Genomic DNA, 19254 nt, shown 5'->3' on the forward strand with positions numbered 1-19254 from the left:
ACTAAATCGGGTGTATTCTTAACAAAGCTTAACCCTTACCTTGATTGCTTTAACCTGGCATTAACCACCAGTACTTTTATTGCTTATTAAATTTGTTATCAAATAATACAAATTAAAAAAAACTAGATATGAAAAAGGTAGCAATATTAGCAACTAACGGATTTGAAGAAAGTGAATTAAAATCTCCTTTAGAAGCAATGAAGAAGGAAGGATTTGAAGTTCATATCGTAAGTGAGAAATCTGGGTCAATTAAAGCTTGGGATGAAGATCACTGGTCTGAAGACTATAAAGTAGATAAAACATTATCAGAGGTAACAGCAAAAGATTATAATGCACTGGTTCTTCCAGGAGGAGTTCTAAATCCAGATACTTTGAGAAGAAATGAAGATGCGCTCGTATTTATAAGAGATTTTTTCAAGCAGAAAAAGCCAGTAGGTGCAATTTGCCACGCTCCGCAATTACTAATTAGTGCAGATGTTGTTGAGGGTCGTACTATGACCTCATTCAGTTCTATTAAAAAGGATCTGGAAAATGCAGGAGCTCTTTGGGTAGATAAAGAAGTTGTAGTTGATGAAGCTTTAGTAACTAGTCGTAATCCTGGTGACTTACCGGCATTTAATGCTAAAGTAATTGAAGAAATTAACGAAGGTAAGCACGATTTACAACACGCGTAAATTAGTGGATATATAGAATTTTAAAAAAGTCCGTCTTTTGACGGACTTTTTCTATTTTTAATTGTTCAAATCTATTGTATGTCAAAACGTGTTAAGTTAAAAAAGCCAAGATTACCTAAGTTACCAAAACTCAAGAGAGCCCATAAAAAGATATTAAATGACATCCCGGGTACCTTAACTTATACCGGTTATAAAGATCAAAAGCACGTCACAGTAGAACTTATAGATTATTCACCAGAAAATCATAAGTATGAAGTGTTTCAAGATGTATCTAATGCTTTTAATAAGCAAATTCCCGGTGATATATCTTGGATAAATGTAAATGGATTAAGTGATATTGAACAAATAGAAAAGTTAGGGCAGCATTATAATTTGCATCCACTTATTCTTGAAGATATTGTAGATACTAATCAACGACCTAAAATTGATGAATATCCAGACTATCTATTTATTGTTTTTAAAATGCTTTACTACAATGAGGAGGGTGTTTTTATGAATGAACACATAAGTCTTGTTGTGGGGGAAAATTATTTAATCACCTTTCAGGAAGCAGATGGGGATGTATTTGACTCGTTAAGACAACGTATAGCAAATGCAAAAGGTCGCGTGCGTAATGCCGGTTCAGATTATTTGATGTTTGCAATAATGGACGCAGTTGTGGATCATTATTTCACCCTAATTGAGGCAATGAGTGATCGTATCGAAGATCTGGAAGATGTTTTATTCTCAAATTCTGCAGATCAAGATATCACGCAGGACATACAAGAATTAAAACGTGAAGTTTTAAGGTTGCGTAAAGCAGTTTTTCCGTTTAGAGAAGTAGTAAATAGGTTAGAGAAAATAGATAGTAATCTTATCGATGAAAAAACCATTAGCTATATACGAGATTTATATGATCACGTAACGCAAGTTACAGATAGTATCGACATCTACCGAGAGATGACCTGGGGACTTATGGATATGTATATGACTACAATAAGCAATAAGATGAATGAGGTTATGAAGGTACTTACTATAATGGCAAGTATCTTCATTCCGCTTACATTTATGGCCGGTATCTATGGGATGAATTTTGACTATATACCAGAATTACAGATGCAATATGGCTACTTCTATTTATGGGGAGCAATGATTCTTGTATTTCTGGGATTACTCTACTACTTCAAGAGAAAAAAATGGTTATAATCGTGATCTAGTTTTTGAAGTATTATCCTGTTTTATTACTATGTAAAGCTTCTGAAAAAACGTAATTTTGGGGTTCGCAATTCAGAGTAAACCCAGATCAGTTTCATGTCAACTACCATTTCAAAAGCCTATTTAGATTTTCTTTCAGAACTTAAAGAAAACAATGTTAAGGAATGGATGGATGCCAATAAAAGCACCTACCAAAATCTTGAAAATGAATTTAAATTATTTTGCACTTCAACAAAAGATCAACTAAATACATTTGACCAGATAGAGCGGGCAAAAGTTTTTAGGATTAACAGAGATATTCGTTTCAGTAAAAATAAAATGCCTTACAAAACGACGCGAAGTGTCATTTTTAGTAGGGAAGGAGTGCATAGAAGAGGAAGCTATTATTTTCAACTGGCTCCCGGCAATAGTTTTATGGGTGGAGGTTTTTTCAATCCGGCACCTGCAGATTTATTGCGCATACGTAAGGAGTTTAAACTTGATGCAGCACCAATAAGATCTATTTTAAGTGCCCAAAAATTTAAAAAGGCTTTCAACGGATTTAATACTGGAGATCAAGTCAAAACTGCTCCAAAAGGATTCAGCAAAGAAGATCCTAATATTGATTTAATACGGAATAAGAACTTTTTTGTAAATCATTATTTTACTGATGAAGAAGTCCTAGCTCCTAATTTTCAGGAAAATTTAATCGAACATTTTAAACTGGTAGTTCCGTTTTTTGAATACATGAGTGAAGTATTAACCACCGATCTTAATGGTGAAAGTTTAATTTAAAAAAATTGATAATCAACCGAGTATTCGATTTTTAAAAACTTTGTTAATTACTTTGACTTTGCGCCCTTTTAAAACCGTTTTTGAAATCCTATATTAGCAAACATCCCTTCATTTTATGGCAGAAGAAACTAAATACACCGAGGATAACATTAGATCATTAGACTGGAAAGAGCATATACGTATGCGTCCGGGAATGTATATTGGTAAATTAGGTGATGGTTCTAGCGCAGATGATGGTATTTACATTCTCCTTAAGGAAGTACTGGATAACTCTATCGATGAATTTGTTATGGGCTCCGGTAAAACTATCGAAGTGAGTATTCAAAATAATCGAGTGATCATACGGGATTATGGTAGAGGTATACCACTAGGTAAGGTTGTAGATGTTGTGTCTAAGATGAATACTGGTGGTAAATATGACTCGCGTGCATTTAAAAAATCGGTAGGATTAAATGGTGTAGGTACTAAAGCCGTTAATGCTTTATCTGAGTTTTTTAGAGTAGAATCTTCGCGAGACGGTAAATCTGCAGCAGCAGAATTTTCTCAGGGAAATCTGGTTAACGAAGAGTTTCTGGAAGAAACTTCTCGTAGACGTGGTACAAAAATGACATTTGTACCTGATGAGACTATTTTTAAAAACTACAAGTTTAGAAATGAGTATGTCTCGAGAATGCTTAAAAACTATGTTTATCTAAATCCCGGATTAACAATTGTTTTTAATGGTGAGAAATTTTATTCAGAAAATGGATTAAAAGATTTATTAGGAGATCGTATTGCAGAAAGTGATACACTTTACCCTATAATTCACCTAAGAGGAGATGATATTGAGGTAGCAATAACACATAGTCGCACTCAGTATTCTGAAGAATATCATTCCTTTGTAAACGGTCAAAATACTACTCAGGGTGGTACCCATCTTTCCGCATTTAGAGAGGCAGTTGTAAAAACACTTAGAGAATTTTACAATAAGAATTACGACGCTTCAGATATACGTAAGTCTATCGTTTCTGCGGTAAGTATAAAAGTAATGGAGCCTGTCTTTGAATCTCAAACAAAAACAAAGTTAGGTTCTACAGATATGGGTGGTGAATTGCCTACTGTACGTACTTATATAAATGATTTTCTCAAGACAAAGTTGGATAATTATCTGCATAAGCATCCTGAAACTGCTGATAAGATTCAACGTAAAATTTTACAGGCTGAGCGGGAACGTACAGAACTCAGTGGTATTCGTAAACTAGCGAAAGATCGGGCTAAAAAAGCGAGTTTACATAATAAGAAATTACGGGATTGTCGCGTGCACCTAACCGATAGTAAAAAGGAACGTAATCTTGAAAGTACTTTGTTTATCACCGAAGGGGATTCTGCTTCTGGTTCTATAACAAAATCGCGTGATGTAAATACGCAGGCGGTTTTTAGTTTAAGGGGTAAGCCTTTAAATTCTTACAACATGAGCAAAAAGATTGTTTATGAAAATGAAGAATTTAATTTGCTTCAATCTGCGCTCAATATTGAGGAATCTATGGAAGATTTGCGATATAACAATATCGTGATCGCTACAGATGCCGATGTAGATGGAATGCACATACGCTTACTGTTAATTACATTTTTCCTTCAGTTTTTTCCAGAACTTATTAAAGAAGGTCATTTATATATTTTAGAGACCCCTTTATTTAGAGTTCGTAATAAAAAGAAGACATTCTACTGCTATAGTGAACAAGAGCGTAGAGATGCTATCGAAGAACTTACCGGAAAACCTGAAATTACCCGATTTAAAGGTCTGGGTGAGATTTCACCAGATGAATTTAAACATTTTATAGGTGAGAATATTCGTCTTGCACCCGTAATGCTGGATGAGGCGGTAAGTATAGAACAGCTGTTAGAATTCTATATGGGTAAGAATACTCCAGATCGTCAAAAATTTATCATCAATAACTTAAAAGTAGAATTAGATCCCGTTTTAGAAAATTAAAACTACGATCTAAATTGAAATAAATATTTAACCTTTCCGAAGGCAACAATGAGCGAAAACTACGAAGATCCTAATTTAGAAGAGCAACCGGAAGAAACAAATTCAGGCGAAACCATCACCCGGGTAACTGGGATGTTTAAAGATTGGTTTTTAGATTATGCGTCCTACGTAATACTGGAACGTGCTGTACCAGCTATTGAAGATGGTTTTAAACCGGTTCAGCGTCGTATCATGCACTCGATGAAAGATCTGGATGATGGTCGCTATAATAAAGTAGCCAACATTGTAGGTCATACAATGCAATATCACCCTCACGGAGATGCTAGTATTGCTGATGCAATGGTACAAATGGGCCAGAAAGATTTATTGATAGATACGCAAGGTAACTGGGGTAACACGCTTACCGGTGATCGCGCTGCAGCCTCAAGATATATTGAAGCACGATTATCTAAATTTGCACTAGAAGTACTATTTAGTCCAAAAATTACAGACTGGCAAGCCTCTTATGATGGCAGACGCAAAGAACCTATAAATCTTCCTGTAAAATTTCCGTTATTATTAGCTCAGGGAGCAGAAGGTATAGCCGTAGGATTAAGTACTAAAGTTTTACCTCATAATTTTATTGAACTTATAGATGGTTCGATAAGACATTTACAGGGCAAGAAATTTACATTATTACCCGATTTTCCATCTGCGGGAGAAGCAGATTTTAGTGATTATAAAGACGGAAAAAGAGGAGGAAGAATACGAGTACGAGCAAAAATTAACCAACTCGATAAAAACACGCTTGTAATTACTGAAATTCCTTATTCAACTACTACTACTTCACTGATTGATAGTATTTTAAAAGCGAATGATAAAGGGAAGATTAAAGTAAAAAAGATTGAAGATAATACCTCTTCTGAAGTAGAAATTCTGGTTCATCTTCCGCCGGGATTATCACCAGACAAAACAATAGGAGCCTTATTTGCTTTCACAAATTGTGAAGTTTCGATATCACCCTTGGGTTGTGTTATTGAAGACAATAAACCGCTATTTGTTGGGGTTTCCCAAATGCTAAGAATTTCTACAGAACGTACAAAAGATTTATTACGTCAAGAATTAGAAATTCAACTTCAGGAGTTAGAAAATCAATGGCATTACGCTTCGTTAGAACGCATATTCATTGAAAACCGAATTTATCGGGATATTGAAGAACAAGAAACCTGGGAAGGAGTTTTACAGGCTATTGATGACGGACTAAAACCACATATAGCACATCTCAAAAGACCGGTTATTGAAGAAGATCTTGTACGTCTTACCGAAATACGAATTAAGCGTATTTCAAAATTTGATATAGATAAGGCTCAACAAAAAATAGAAGCTTTAGAAGGAGACATCGCACAAGTACAATATGATCTTGCAAACTTAAATGATTTTGCAATCGCTTATTTTAAGCGTCTAAAGAAGGAATATGGTGCTGGCAAAGAACGTCAAACAGAAATAAAACTCTTTGATGATATCGAAGCTTCAAAAGTGATTATACGTAACACAAAACTTTATGTTAATCGCAAAGAAGGGTTTGTAGGTACCTCATTAAAGAAAGATGAGTATGTTACAGATTGCTCAGATATAGACGACATAATTGTATTTACACGAGAAGGTAATATGATGGTGACGAAGGTAGATTCAAAAACCTTTGTAGGTAAAGATATTATTCACGTTGCAGTCTATAAGAAAAAAGATAAGCGCACTATTTATAATATGATATACAAGGATGGTCCCGGTGGAGCCACCTATGTAAAACGCTTTAATGTGACTAGCATTACACGTGACAAAATTTATCCGATGTCTAAAGGGAAAAAAGGTTCACAAGTGCTCTATTTCTCGGCAAATCCAAATGGTGAAGCAGAACTAGTTACGGTTTATCTAAGATCTATTGGCAATGTTAAGAAGCTGAAATTTGATCTTGATTTTTCTGATGTTCTAATTAAAGGCCGAAATGCGAATGGTAATCTTGTTACAAAACATTCGGTGCGCATAATTGATCTCAAAGAAAAAGGTATTTCCACATTAAGACCGCGTAAAATTTGGTTTGATGATAGTGTGAACCGTATTAATGTAGATGATCGTGGAGAATTGCTTGGCGAATTTAAAGGGGAAGATCGATTATTGATAATCACCCAAGATGGTTTTGCAAAGACTATAATTCCTGAACTTACCACGCGTTTTGATGAAAAAATAATTGTACTGGAAAAATGGATTCCGGAGAAACCGATTTCTGCGGTTTATTGGGATGGAAATAGAGAGCGTTATTATTTAAAACGATTTCTAATTGATCATCCTGAAAAAGAAGAACAGTTTGTTTCAGATCATCCTAATACGCAGTTGGAGCTTGTATCTACAGATTATAGACCTGTGCTGGAAATAGGATTCTATAAAGAACGGAATAAAGATCAAAAGCCTAATGAAACCATCAATATTGAAGAATTTATAGCTGTAAAAGGTATTAATGCGTTAGGTAATCAATTGTATTCTGAGAAATTGAAACAGTTGAATTTATTGGAGCCATTACCCTTTAAAATTCCAGAAGAAGAAGTTTTAGTAACCAAAAAATTAGAAGAATCTAATACTAAAATTGATGACGACGGCACAGAAGATATTGATGGGGATTTTTCACAAGGTAGTTTATTTTAAAAATGGGTTTATTACAAGAATTTAAAAACTTTGCTGTAAAAGGTAATATGGTAGACATCGCGATTGGTGTCATTATAGGTGCGGCTTTTCAAGACGTAATTGATGTTATTGTAAAAAAAATAATGTTGCCACCCTTATCTTTACTCACTGATGGGGTTAATTTTTCAAATAGAAAAATCCTTTTAAAAGATGCTTACACAAAGCCAGATGGTACACCTGTTGAGGAAGTTGCAATAGGTTATGGGGATTTAATAACAGTTATGATCGATTTTTTAATCATAGCTATTGTTGTCTTTATTGTAGTAAAGCTTATGAATAGCCTTAGAGCGAAAAGTGAAGATGAGAAAAACCCTACAGTAGAAACACCTAAAAATATTCAATTGTTAGCTAGAATGAACGAACTGTTAGAGGAACAAAACAATATTTTAATGAAGAATAATTCGAAAAACTCATAATTTTCAAAGGAAGCCTCAAAGTTATATACTTGTGAATTGTCAAAAAATATTGATATCTTAAAGTTTATTAATATTTTTTGGTATTTTTCTTTGCTAAAACTATTAAGAGTGTGTTTTTTGTAGTTAATTTTAACCCCATATAGAACAGGAAAATTTTTCTGTTTAACTTTTTACAAATGCCAGAAACCCCTACAACGCTATCTGTACTAGCAGTTGATGATAATAAATTAAATCTCATTTTACTTTCACAACTTTTGAAACTTTTGGGCTTGTCGTCAGATTTAGCCTACAGTGGTGCAGAAGCTATTGAGAAGGCAAAATGTAATGATTATCAGGTTATATTTATGGATATCCATATGCCCGAGATTGATGGCTTTATGGCTACCCAGGAAATTAGGAAGCATAACCAGGAAGTGCTTATTTTTGCATTGTCTGCAGATACGACTAAGCCGGCTATTCAAAAGGGATTAAAATCTGGGATGAATGCATATTTAAGTAAACCTATAACTAAAGAACGTCTTGTAGCCATTTTACAAGAATACTTTGGTGACGCTATAATTTCTTTAAGCGCTTAATTTAAGGGTAAATCTAATTCTACTTGAGTCCCTAACGAGTCGTAATAATCATTATACAAATCAATAATATTCAATTTATAAGTATACTTCATATTTTTAGAAAAATTCTCTAATCGTTTTAAAGTAAGGCTTATACCAATTGATTTTTTTTGAGTATTTAATTTTTCGACATCAATCTTCGTGGTTTCCTTACGGCCAATACCATTATCGGCAATTGTAATATTAACAAAGTTGGAATTCTTTTTGGTTATACTTATATCCAACTTTTTATATCCCTCTTTTGATTGCAGACCGTGCCAAATGGCATTTTCTACAAACGGCTGTAAGATTAATGAAGGTATTTTAATTGCTTTTAAATTTATTTCTGGATCAATATTTAAATGATAATCAATCTCGTTACAGAATCTAATGTTTTCAATATTGATATACAGGCGCATCGTTTCTAATTCTTCGTCTAATGAAATTTCTTTCTCTAACGAACTCGACAATATTGATCTTATTAATTTAGAAAATTGATTGAGGTATTCCATTGCCTCAGTAACATTGTGATTCTGTAAATAGATACGTATTGATAATAACGCATTAAATATAAAATGCGGATTCATTTGTGAGCGCATTAATTTCTGCTCGGCACTCAATGTACGTTTTTGACTTTTTAAGTGATAATGTCGATAGAGTATAAATAATAGAATTAGAAAGAGAAAGAATACAGCCAAAACCAGAATAAAACTTTTTCTGCTTTGATCAAGTTCTTTAGCGGCAAATATATTCTGCTGCTCCAGTAAATTAATAGTATTCTTTTTTTGCTCACTATCATATTTCATTATCAAATCAGAAACATATTTGTGATTTGCTTCATTAAGATACTCCTCTTGTACTTTCTGAGAAAGACGTTGAAACTCCAGAGCTTTTTTGTAATTATCTATAGCAGCATTTAAATCGGAAAGATGGAGGTAAGCCATACTTAGAAACTGTTTAAAATCATTTTCTTTGGCCATATTCATACCGGTAATTAGATATTTTTCACCTTCTGTATGTCTACCTAATTCGCTGTTTGCCCATCCCAGATTTATATAAGCAAGTGAGATGTAAAATTTATCTCCTATAGATTTCGCAGTCTCAATAGTAGACTCAATTAGCTTAAGAGCTAGTGTAGGATTACCTTGTTTAAGATATACTTGACCTAAACTATTATTGCATATAACCCTACCTAAATCACTATCCATTAAATTGTTGTGATAGAGTGATTTCTCGTAGTTGTAAATTGCTTCGTCAAATTTACCACGTTCTTCATAGGCTATTCCCAGATTAGCATAATTTATAGCAAGTCCTAAATTACTACCTGAAGCTCGTTCATAAATAAGTGCTCTTTTAAAATAATTTTCAGCCGCTTTATAATCACGTAAGAGTAAATATATATTGCCAATACTATTTAAGGATATAGAAATCCCTTTGGTTAGAGCTTGGGTTTGCACTGGCTGACTCTCAGCGAGTTTTAATGCAGAATTATGTTTATCCAGTGCAGACCGAACTGCATCAATACGACGGTACACTACACCCGTCATATTTAACGCAGAAACCTGCATTTCTACATTTTTAATGTTTAATGCAATACTGAGACTTTTATTATGATGATGTAACGCTTGTTTATATTTTGAGTTGTCTCTCAAGTAAATACCGAGCATATTCTCACCATAGGATTCACCAAGCTTGTAGGATATTTTTTTACTCTCTCGGATTAAGGAATTGATAGAAGCAGAGTCTTTCTTAAATAGTGCAGTATACTTTTGTAATGAATCGTAGGCCTTATATTTTTCTTTTAAAATAAGCTTTAGATTCTCATTTGAAGATTTTTGAGCATTACCAATAAGAATATTTCCTAACAGTAATAGGATGCAACTGAAATACGTTAAGCGATAAAATTGCGGCATAAACCTATCATTAAGTTTTAAATATACTCAACTTAAAGTGATTAGATACAATTTATTGTAAAAGTGATTCTAATAAATAAACTTAAAAAATAGTAAAGAAGTATTAATAATTAGTTGGTTTTACGAGCTGTTCCTTTCTGCTTGTTGTTTTCTCCTACCAGCGCGTATTCAAAGGTATAGACATCATCTTTTGTAGTAAGAATTTTGAAGTGTAATGCCTTACGATCGCGCATTGAGGTAGGATTAATTTTTTCGGCGATGTATTCACAATCATTGATCCATCTTATACTTGATGAATCTGCTTTCCCTTCATAAAAATCAATTTCTAACGTGTCGTTACGTACAAAAGTAGTTTTTACAACTTCTCCATTAAGGTAAGTTTCAAATTCAAATTCGCCGGTCTTAAAATCTTTGCAATTGCGTTCAGGAGTGTAGCAACTTACAGCTATTAAAAGAAGTGAAAAAATTAGGAATTTATAGAACATAAGGAGGTCGTGTATGAGTATACAAATTTACATCACAAAGCTTAAGGGACGAAATTCTTGAAGGTTCCATCTTTATAAAATATTACGATACGTTCTATTTGATCATTCTTTTCGGTCTCGCGATAAGAGTCGTCATGTGGTATATTATTTTTTGATTTTACGTCATCGTGAGTAATAGGATCGAAGTCAGCCCGAAGTTGGGTAGTATTCTTTATTGGTGCACTTGTAGTTTCAGCAGATTTCTTCGGAAAACTTCCTTTGCCATTTAATAGCCAGTATAATTCTACTTCAGGAAAGGCAGCAATAATTTTCATAACAAATTCTAAGCTTGGCTTATTTCTACCAGATAGAATATGAGATATAGAAGATCTACCTACATCAATTTCATCAGCAAAAGAAGTAGCGTTAAGATCATACTCATCCATTACTTTTTGTAGTCGTTTACTAAATTGATCGCTGTTTACCATTGTAACATCCTTATCTAATTAATCAAGTTACAAATGTAAATAATTAATACGTATCATTAACGTTACAATTGTAAACAAGTAAATGAACACACAAATCAAAGCTTTAAATGATACAATGTAAAATTCTTATAAATAGATATTTAACTATAAATAGATATTGCTTCGGAATGTTTCCTAATACGTCTGTAAACAACTCAATTAATCAATTTACACTTGTAAACAATTAAATATAATTAATGTGTTTACATCTGTAAACTATCTAATGTTTACATTTGTAATTCAATTTTCACAATGAATTATTCTTCTCTTAAAACGTGGCATAATAGTCACAAAGTTGATGCGCTATATGGGCGATATATTACCATAAATAAGATTCAACCCCTAATAGATAATCTTCCTTCACTATTTAAAGTAGCACTTTTAGGATACTCCGTAGAGAATAGACCTATTGCTAAGGTTACTTTTGGTAGTGGGCCAATTCAAGTTTTAGGATGGTCTCAGATGCATGGTAATGAGAGTACAACTACAAAAGCTTTGTTTGACCTATTTAAATACATAGAGGACCACAAGGAAACCGAATTTGTAAGTACTCTGTTAGAGATGTGTACATTTACGTTTGTACCTATGCTCAATCCAGATGGTGCAGAGGCCTACACTCGTATAAATGCTAATAAAGTCGATTTAAATAGGGATGCTCAGGATTTATCACAGCCGGAAAGTCTTATTTTAAAAGAATTATATACGAACATAAAACCTGACTATTGCCTGAATTTACACGGACAGCGTACCATATTTGGAGTAGGCAAGCCTGCTAAAAGTGCAATTATCTCCTTTTTGTCGCCTTCTCAAGACGAATTGCGTACGGTTACACAATCCCGAAAAATTGGGATGCATTTAATTGCTGATATGAATGAGATGCTTCAGGAATTCATACCAGGTTGTGTGGGGAGATATGATGATGGTTTTAATATAAATTGTGTAGGGGATACGTTGCAGCAAAAAAATATTCCGACGGTTTTATTTGAGGCCGGTCATTTCCCTGGAGATTATGATCGAGAAGAGTCGAGAACATTAATATTTTTATCACTAATTCGCATTCTTGAGTCGGTTACAATGCTTAAAATGCATAAAAACCTATCTAGTAATAGTTATTTTTCCATCCCGGAGAACCAAAAATGCTTTTTTGACTACATAATTCGTTCAATAAAGCTCCCAAAATTAGGAACTACTGATGTTGCCATTCAATTTGAAGAAACCTTGATAAATGGCATTCTAAATTTCATTCCCAAAATTAATCAAATTGGTGATTTAAAAGGATTTACAGGTCATGTTGAATATGATTTTGAAGATTTAGACATCTTAAATGCAGATCAAATAAGTTGGGATATAGGAGCGATTATTGAAGAAATCCAAACAAATAAGGAATTACCTACAACGTTTTCGCTAAAAAGGAATAATTTGTTGTGAATTATTCAGTGATTTTGTGTTATTTTTGATTTATATATAATTTAATTAACTAATAATGGCAAAATTCAAATTAGACGAAGTAGATCATCAGATTTTAGATATGCTGATTGAGAATACACGGACTCCATTTACAGATATAGCGAAGAAATTACTTATATCAGCTGGTACGGTTCACGTACGAGTTAAAAAGATGGAGGAGGCCGGTATTATCGTAGGATCTTCACTAACTCTAGACTACGCTAAGCTAGGATATTCTTTTATAGCTTATGTAGGTATATATATAAATAAGACGAGTCAAACTACTTTTGTATTGGAGCGTATTAACCAAATACCTTATGTTACCGTTGCTCACGTTACCACCGGAAAATTTAATATCTTTTGCAAGGTAAGAGCTAAGAATACGGAGCATGCAAAAAATATCATCTTTCAATTAGATGATATTGAAGGTGTTTACCGTACCGAAACAATGATCTCTTTAGATGAGAGTATAAATGACAAAAAGCGTTTAATGCATAGTATTTTCCAAGACTTGTAATTTAAACCAAAGCATGTATTTTATATACCCTTTGGCTCATTTGGCAAAGGGTATTTTTATTTCTAATCAAATTAACTTTATGTCCAGACAACCCAAACTCGAACGTTTTAACAATCTTGTAAAATCAAAGTATCAGGTTTATAATAGTCTATTTATGACATTGCCGTTTCACGGCATTACAGATACCGGTGTACTGTTACCCCTTTTTGATAGAATTTGTACGCGAGGTTATGATAGCAAATACAACCCGGAGAAAATCGTAAATTATTTTTTCGACAAATACCAGCGTGATGTTTCAGAAGAAGAACGTTACGATTTATTATTTCGATTTATACAATATATAGAACGTCAAGTAGTATTATTTGATGCTATTGAGGATGCTGCTTATCGTACCGTAAATAATATGGACGGTCGCGGAACTTTACGCAATATAAAAGAGGAGGCAGAAGCTCAATCTAAAACCGGCGATTTAAAAGAATACTTACAGGATTTTAAAATTCGTCCTGTTTTAACTGCACATCCTACTCAGTTTTATCCAGGAGCTGTCTTGGGGATTATTAATGATTTGAGTAAATCGATCAACAATAATGATCTGGAAATGATCAAAAACCTACTTTCACAATTAGGTAAAACTCCGTTTTTCAAGAAAGAAAAACCTACTCCTTATGATGAGGCTGTAAGTCTCATTTGGTATTTAGAAAATGTATTTTATAAAGCTTCTAGTCACATATACAATTATTTACAGCAGAATGTATTTAAAGGAGAGTTCTTTGACAATCAGGTAATCGATCTTGGGTTTTGGCCTGGAGGTGACCGCGATGGTAATCCTTTTGTAACTACCGAAATTACATTGAAGGTCGCTGCGCGCTTACGTAACACAATTATTAAAAATTACTACAGAGATGTACGTAATCTTAGACGTAGAATAACATTTAATGGTACTGAAGCTCCTCTTGCAGATATTGAAAGAAGACTTTATGATAGTATTTTCCTTCCGGGAGATCAATTAAAGATTTCTATAGAAGAATTAACAAGCACATTAACCCGAATTCGCAATTTAGTAATTGATCGTCATGAAGGTTTATTTGTTGAGCAGATAGATGATTTGTTAAACAAAATCAAGATGTTCGGATTCCATTTTGCGGTATTAGATATTCGCCAGGATAGCCGTGTGCATATGCACGTAATGGAGGAAATCGTAAAGCAATGTGCAACTGACAACCTTGGGATTTTTCCAGAGAATTTTGAAAATCTATCTGAAACAGAGCAGATTGAAATTTTACAAAATGTAAAAGGTAAAATTGATCCGTCCACACTAGAAGACGAGATTGCTCGCAAGACATTAGAAAGTATTTACGCAATGCGTGAAATACAAGAACATAATGGGGAGCGTAGTTGCAACAGATATATTATAAGTAATAACCAGACCGGTTTAAATGTGATGCATGCATTTTCTATGTTTCACCTTACAGGTTGGGAAAATCCTTCAGTAGATATTGTTCCATTATTTGAGACTGTTCCTGATTTGAAGATCGCTCACGAAGTGATGCGCAAACTTTACTCTAATGAGGCCTACGCAAAACATTTAAAGCAGCGACATATGAAGCAAACGATTATGTTAGGCTTTAGTGATGGTACTAAAGATGGTGGGTACCTAATGGCAAATTGGAGTATTTTCAAGGCTAAAGAAGAGCTCACAAAAGTTTCTCGTGAATTTGGAATAAAGGTAATTTTCTTTGATGGTAGAGGAGGACCTCCGGCACGTGGTGGTGGTAAAACACATCAATTTTATGCTTCTTTAGGTGAAACGATTGAAGACGAAGAGATACAACTTACGGTACAAGGTCAAACTATAAGTTCAAACTTTGGTACTCCAGATTCTTGTCAGTACAACTTAGAGCAGTTACTAAGTTCTGGTATATTCAATGGCGTATTTTCTAAAAAAGGAAAAGCGTTTCCTGAAGAAGACCGTTCTACAATGGAAGAACTTGCAGAATTAAGTTACAAAGCCTATTCCGACTTTAAAGAACATCCGAGTTTCTTAGGGTATCTAGAACGCATGAGTACCTTAAAATACTATGCAAAAACAAATATTGGAAGTAGACCTAGCAAACGAGGAAAGAGTGAAAAGCTTAATTTTTCAGATTTAAGAGCTATCCCTTTTGTTGGTTCGTGGTCACAGCTTAAGCAAAATGTTCCCGGGTTTTATGGTGTGGGAACGGCTATTGAAGCATTTGAGAAACGTGGTGATTTTGATAAAGTACAAGAACTTTATCAAAATAGTCTCTTCTTTAGAACATTGCTTGAAAACAGTATGATGAGTTTGACCAAGTCCTTTTTTGGTCTTACAGCTTATATGCATGATGATCCAGAATTTGGTCCGTTTTGGGATATTATTCACGATGAATATGAGCGAACTAAGCGCTTATTATTAAAAGTGAGTGGATATTCTGAGCTAATGGAAGAAGAACAGGCAGGTAAAGCTTCTATTCAAGAGCGGGAGCGTATCGTGTTGCCTCTCTTGACAATACAGCAATTTGCACTTAAGAAAATTCAAGAAATGCAAAGACAAGAAAACCCAGATCAGGCAAAATTAGAAATGTTTGAAAAAATGGTAACTCGTTCTTTATTTGGAAACATTAATGCTAGTCGTAATTCGGCTTAATTATGAAATTTACAGATCTCAATCATAGTGAGTATAATCCCTATTACAGTAATTACATTTCACTTGTAAGTCCTGAAATTGATTTAATAGATGCTTTAGAAGAAGGTAAGGATATATGTCTTTCTTTCTATAGAAGTATTGAAAAGGAAAAATGGACTTATTCGTATGATTCCGGTAAATGGACGATTTTAGAATCCTTGCTTCACGTGATCGATACAGAACGTATTTTTGCGTACCGAGCCTTGCGTATTGCACGTGGTGATAAAACACCTCTTACTGGTTTTGAACAAGATGATTATATAAAACCATCTGCAGCAAACGAGCGATCGATGGAAAGTCTTCTTGAGGAATATAAAATTGTTAGAGAATCTTCTATCCTATTGTTTAAGAGCTTTAGCAACGAGGCGTTGCTGCACATAGGAAGTGCTAGCGACAGTGCGCTATCTGCAAGAGCTGCAGGATTTATCATATGTGGTCATGAGATTCATCACGGGAATATCATAAAAACGAGATATTTAAATTAACTGCTATTTATTTAAAAAAGTAAAAGCTGCAATCTGAGATTGCAGCTTTTTTTATTTTCATAATTACCTCAAGGGCCTAAATTATTTATAGTTTTTATAACATAATGTAAACTAATAACCTGTGTTATCAATGATTATAAATTATAACTTTAGTTGAAGTTATATAGAGCAGGCTATGAATCCAAAGGTGAGTAGTTACATAGATGATAGTCATTTTCGTTCCGCATTAATGTTGTTGAGAACTTTGCTATTAGATTGTGGTTTGGTCGAAAGTTATAAGTGGAAACTTCCTTGTTTTACCTATAATTCAAAAAATCTTATTCTTCTAAGTGCTACAAACTATAAGTGTACCGTTCATATTTTAAACGGTTGGTTATCTCCAAATGCTCCAGGTTTACTATTGCCGCCACGCAAAAATAGTCAGCGATCAAGGGTTATGAAGTTTAGTACAGATCAAGAAGTTTTGATTTCAAGTGAAATAATAAGATACTATGTTTTGGAATCGATTGAGATTGCGAGAGTAGGAGTTAACGCTAAAATAAATAGTATTTCAGAAATTGTTCCAACTGAACTGAAACAGGTATTTAGTTTAGATTATCTTTTTGAAAAAGCTTATTATAAGTTATCATTGGATCAACAAAAGGCTTATTTAAATTATTTCTCAGGTGCTAAGCGAGCAAAAACCAGATTATCGCGTATTGAATTTTACAAATCACGGATAGTCAACGGATTTGGTTTTAATGATTGTATTTGCGGATTTTCAAAAATATCACCCCGTTGCGATGGCTCCCATAAATTATTAAACAGATGAAAATTATTTCTTTACTTCTAATTTTACTTATTTGCAGTTTTTCTGGTTGCAAACAGAATCTAGATACAAAACCTATAGAAGAGGTCGTAAGAAAAACGGAACCTCGTACCGGAGTAAATTTACTCAAAGATTTCCCCGCGATGCACGATAGCACCTTTGTTAACGCTGTGATCGAAATCCCTTCTGGATCTCTAGATAAATGGGAACTCAATAAAGAAACGGGAGCCTTAGAATGGCAGCAACAAGATAGTATTCCTAGAATAGTTCAGTACATAGGCTATCCCGGTAATTATGGTATGATACCACAAACATTACTATCTAAAGAAAACGGTGGTGACGGTGATCCTTTAGATATTTTAGTTTTGGGTGCACCGGTTGAGCGAGGGAGCGTTATAAAATGTAAACTTATTGGGGTTTTATATTTAAAAGACAATGGTGAGCAAGATGACAAACTCATAGCTGTTGCAAACGATTCACCATTTGTTAATTTAAATAGTATAAATGAATTGAACGCACAATTTAATGGCGTAAGCAGTATTATTAAAACTTGGTTTGCAAATTATAAAGGTCCAAATGCAATGAGTAGCTCCGGTTTTGGAGATAGAGATGAAGCGCTAACTATTTTAAAATCTGCTATGATCGATTACAAAATCAAAACCGACTAAGCTTATAATGTAATAACTAGTCCTTTAATGCGGCATCAAAGTCTTGCATCCATTTTCCGTGAACTTTAAGAACTTGTTCAATTACGTCTCGCACACAACCTTTACCTCCTTTTTTATGAGATACATATTTTGATATTTCTTTAATTTCTTTAACTGCATCCTGAGGACAACAAGGTAAACCTACGAGTTTCATAACTGGATAATCTGGAATATCATCTCCCATGTAAAGAATATTCTCTGGTTTTACGTCGTACTTCTGCGTATAGTCATTTAAAAAATCAATTTTAGAATGAGCGCCTAAATGAATATCGGTAACGCCTAAAGCTTGTAATCTACTTCTAACACCTTCATTTGTACCGCCGCTAATAATGCAAATATTAAAATTATGGTTTAGTGCTGTTTTGATGGCATACCCATCTTTTACATTCATACTTCTTAGCATCTCACCTTGTGTATTAATCAACAAGCTGCCATCAGTCATAACACCATCTACATCAAAAATAAAGGTGGTAATCTCTTTAAGATGCTCTTTGTAACTTTTATCGCTCATAAAATTTTAATATAGAATGGGTTAGGGTATTGTATAATTCAAGTTGTCTGCTAGACAGACTATTTTTTTGTTTTTCTAATGTTGATAAATCCCCGCGTTTAGCAGGACCAGTTTGGGAATTTTCAGGACCTAATAAAAAGGCTTTTGAAATTGTTTCGGTCATTAACGGCTTTAGCAAGTCAAATGAAACATTATTATCCTCACAAAGCATTTTAGCTTCGGTCAAAATATGATTGCAAAAATTATTACTGAAAACGGCTGCTAAATGTAAAGATGCTCTTTCGGTTGAATTAATTGAGAAAGTTTGTGCATTAATCTTCTCTGCTAATTGAGCTAATACCAAAACATCTTCTTGAAGTAAAGCTTCAATACAGAATGGTATTTCTCTGTATATAAGTTTCTTGTCTTTAGAAAAAGTTTGAAGTGGATAAAATACTCCACTGCGTTTATGCAAATTTAAGATATCGAGAGGTGTACTACCGGAGGTATGAACAATTAACGAATTGGTACTTTTAATTTGTTTTGAGACTTCAGCAATACTTGAATCACTAACCGCAATTAAAATAATTTCAGAAGAATATATCTTAGAAAAATCAGTTGTTGTTTTTGCTAATTGTTTAAAATCAGTCAAAGCATTTGTAGAACGTCCTACTATATAATTAAGCTGAACACCTTGTACTGAGCTAAATGCATTCGCAAGATGAAAGGCTACATTACCGGTACCGATTATTGAAAGAGATATCACGCATCAAAAGTAAACAAAAACTACCGAAAGTATAAGTAATCACAAGCGTTAAAGCTTTATTAATGATCTTTTGTTTTGTAACTTTGCGC

18 protein-coding genes are annotated in these 19254 nt (G+C 33.8%); 13 read left to right on the plus strand and 5 right to left on the minus strand.

Features of this window, described 5'->3' with window-relative positions; genetic code table 11:
- Positions 1-128: 128 nt before the first annotated feature.
- The 7 genes from ABVM53_RS14160 (at position 129) to ABVM53_RS14190 (ending at position 8320) form a co-directional block, all read left to right on the plus strand.
- Positions 129-674 carry a type 1 glutamine amidotransferase domain-containing protein gene (locus ABVM53_RS14160; RefSeq protein WP_405327313.1) on the plus strand — a complete coding sequence of 182 codons (546 nt, stop codon included), beginning with the start codon at positions 129-131 and terminating at the stop codon, positions 672-674.
- Between the two features lie 78 nt (positions 675-752).
- The gene (gene corA / locus ABVM53_RS14165) at positions 753-1859 is read left to right on the plus strand and encodes a magnesium/cobalt transporter CorA (RefSeq protein ID WP_371456505.1); all 1107 of its coding nucleotides are present in this window, start codon (positions 753-755) and stop codon (positions 1857-1859) included.
- A 105-nt stretch (positions 1860-1964) separates the two neighbouring features.
- Complete coding sequence (locus ABVM53_RS14170; RefSeq protein ID WP_405327317.1) at positions 1965-2642, plus strand: DUF2461 domain-containing protein; 678 nt, start codon at positions 1965-1967, stop codon at positions 2640-2642.
- Positions 2643-2757: 115 nt separating this feature from the next.
- On the plus strand, positions 2758-4614 hold the full coding sequence (locus tag ABVM53_RS14175) for a DNA topoisomerase IV subunit B (protein WP_405327320.1): 1857 nt from the start codon (positions 2758-2760) through the stop codon (positions 4612-4614).
- A 48-nt stretch (positions 4615-4662) separates the two neighbouring features.
- Entirely contained in the window at positions 4663-7290 is a 2628-nt protein-coding gene (locus ABVM53_RS14180) for a DNA gyrase/topoisomerase IV subunit A (RefSeq protein ID WP_405327323.1), read from the plus strand.
- Between the two features lie 2 nt (positions 7291-7292).
- Complete coding sequence (mscL, locus tag ABVM53_RS14185) at positions 7293-7745, plus strand: large conductance mechanosensitive channel protein MscL (protein ID WP_405327326.1); 453 nt, start codon at positions 7293-7295, stop codon at positions 7743-7745.
- Positions 7746-7921: 176 nt separating this feature from the next.
- Positions 7922-8320 (plus strand): response regulator, encoded by a 399-nt coding sequence (locus ABVM53_RS14190; RefSeq protein ID WP_405327329.1) that lies wholly within the window; start codon positions 7922-7924, stop codon positions 8318-8320.
- Here ABVM53_RS14190 and ABVM53_RS14195 read toward each other — a convergent pair.
- From ABVM53_RS14195 to ABVM53_RS14205, 3 genes are all read right to left on the minus strand, one after another.
- Complete coding sequence (locus ABVM53_RS14195) at positions 8317-10251, minus strand: tetratricopeptide repeat protein (RefSeq protein ID WP_405327332.1); 1935 nt, start codon at positions 10249-10251, stop codon at positions 8317-8319. The two genes, ABVM53_RS14190 and ABVM53_RS14195, sit on opposite strands and share 4 nt — an antisense overlap.
- A 110-nt stretch (positions 10252-10361) precedes the next feature.
- Entirely contained in the window at positions 10362-10736 is a 375-nt protein-coding gene (locus tag ABVM53_RS14200; RefSeq protein WP_371456511.1) for a DNA topoisomerase IV, read from the minus strand.
- A 41-nt stretch (positions 10737-10777) separates the two neighbouring features.
- Positions 10778-11203, minus strand: a complete 426-nt coding sequence (locus tag ABVM53_RS14205) for a helix-turn-helix domain-containing protein (RefSeq protein WP_405327336.1) — start codon at positions 11201-11203, stop codon at positions 10778-10780.
- A gap of 291 nt (positions 11204-11494) precedes the next feature.
- On the opposite strand from ABVM53_RS14205, the gene ABVM53_RS14210 reads away from it, so the two are divergent.
- The 6 genes from ABVM53_RS14210 to ABVM53_RS14235 all read left to right on the plus strand — a co-directional run bounded on the left by ABVM53_RS14210 (position 11495) and on the right by ABVM53_RS14235 (position 17870).
- Entirely contained in the window at positions 11495-12670 is a 1176-nt protein-coding gene (locus ABVM53_RS14210; protein WP_405327339.1) for a M14 family zinc carboxypeptidase, read from the plus strand.
- Positions 12671-12725: 55 nt separating this feature from the next.
- Positions 12726-13205 carry an Lrp/AsnC family transcriptional regulator gene (locus ABVM53_RS14215; protein WP_028375239.1) on the plus strand — a complete coding sequence of 160 codons (480 nt, stop codon included), beginning with the start codon at positions 12726-12728 and terminating at the stop codon, positions 13203-13205.
- Between the two features lie 79 nt (positions 13206-13284).
- On the plus strand, positions 13285-15870 hold the full coding sequence (locus ABVM53_RS14220; RefSeq protein ID WP_405327341.1) for a phosphoenolpyruvate carboxylase: 2586 nt from the start codon (positions 13285-13287) through the stop codon (positions 15868-15870).
- A 2-nt stretch (positions 15871-15872) separates the two neighbouring features.
- Positions 15873-16394 (plus strand): DinB family protein, encoded by a 522-nt coding sequence (locus ABVM53_RS14225; protein ID WP_405327344.1) that lies wholly within the window; start codon positions 15873-15875, stop codon positions 16392-16394.
- 175 nt (positions 16395-16569) lie between these two features.
- On the plus strand, positions 16570-17205 hold the full coding sequence (locus ABVM53_RS14230) for a YdeI/OmpD-associated family protein (RefSeq protein ID WP_405327347.1): 636 nt from the start codon (positions 16570-16572) through the stop codon (positions 17203-17205).
- Positions 17202-17870: an inorganic diphosphatase gene (locus tag ABVM53_RS14235; protein WP_405327350.1), complete on the plus strand. Its 669-nt coding sequence runs from the start codon at positions 17202-17204 to the stop codon at positions 17868-17870. The genes ABVM53_RS14230 and ABVM53_RS14235 overlap by 4 nt, the downstream gene beginning before the upstream one ends.
- 16 nt (positions 17871-17886) lie before the next feature.
- Here the strand turns inward: ABVM53_RS14235 and ABVM53_RS14240 are convergent, their stop codons facing one another.
- Positions 17887-18420 (minus strand): KdsC family phosphatase, encoded by a 534-nt coding sequence (locus tag ABVM53_RS14240; RefSeq protein WP_405327353.1) that lies wholly within the window; start codon positions 18418-18420, stop codon positions 17887-17889.
- Positions 18410-19165: a Rossmann-like and DUF2520 domain-containing protein gene (locus ABVM53_RS14245; RefSeq protein WP_405327355.1), complete on the minus strand. Its 756-nt coding sequence runs from the start codon at positions 19163-19165 to the stop codon at positions 18410-18412. Before ABVM53_RS14245 ends, ABVM53_RS14240 begins: the two co-directional genes overlap by 11 nt.
- Positions 19166-19254 lie beyond the last annotated feature (89 nt).

The sequence above is a fragment of the Leeuwenhoekiella sp. LLG6367-2.1 genome (assembly GCF_045055775.1).
Classification (GTDB): Bacteria; Bacteroidota; Bacteroidia; order Flavobacteriales; family Flavobacteriaceae; genus Leeuwenhoekiella; species Leeuwenhoekiella aequorea.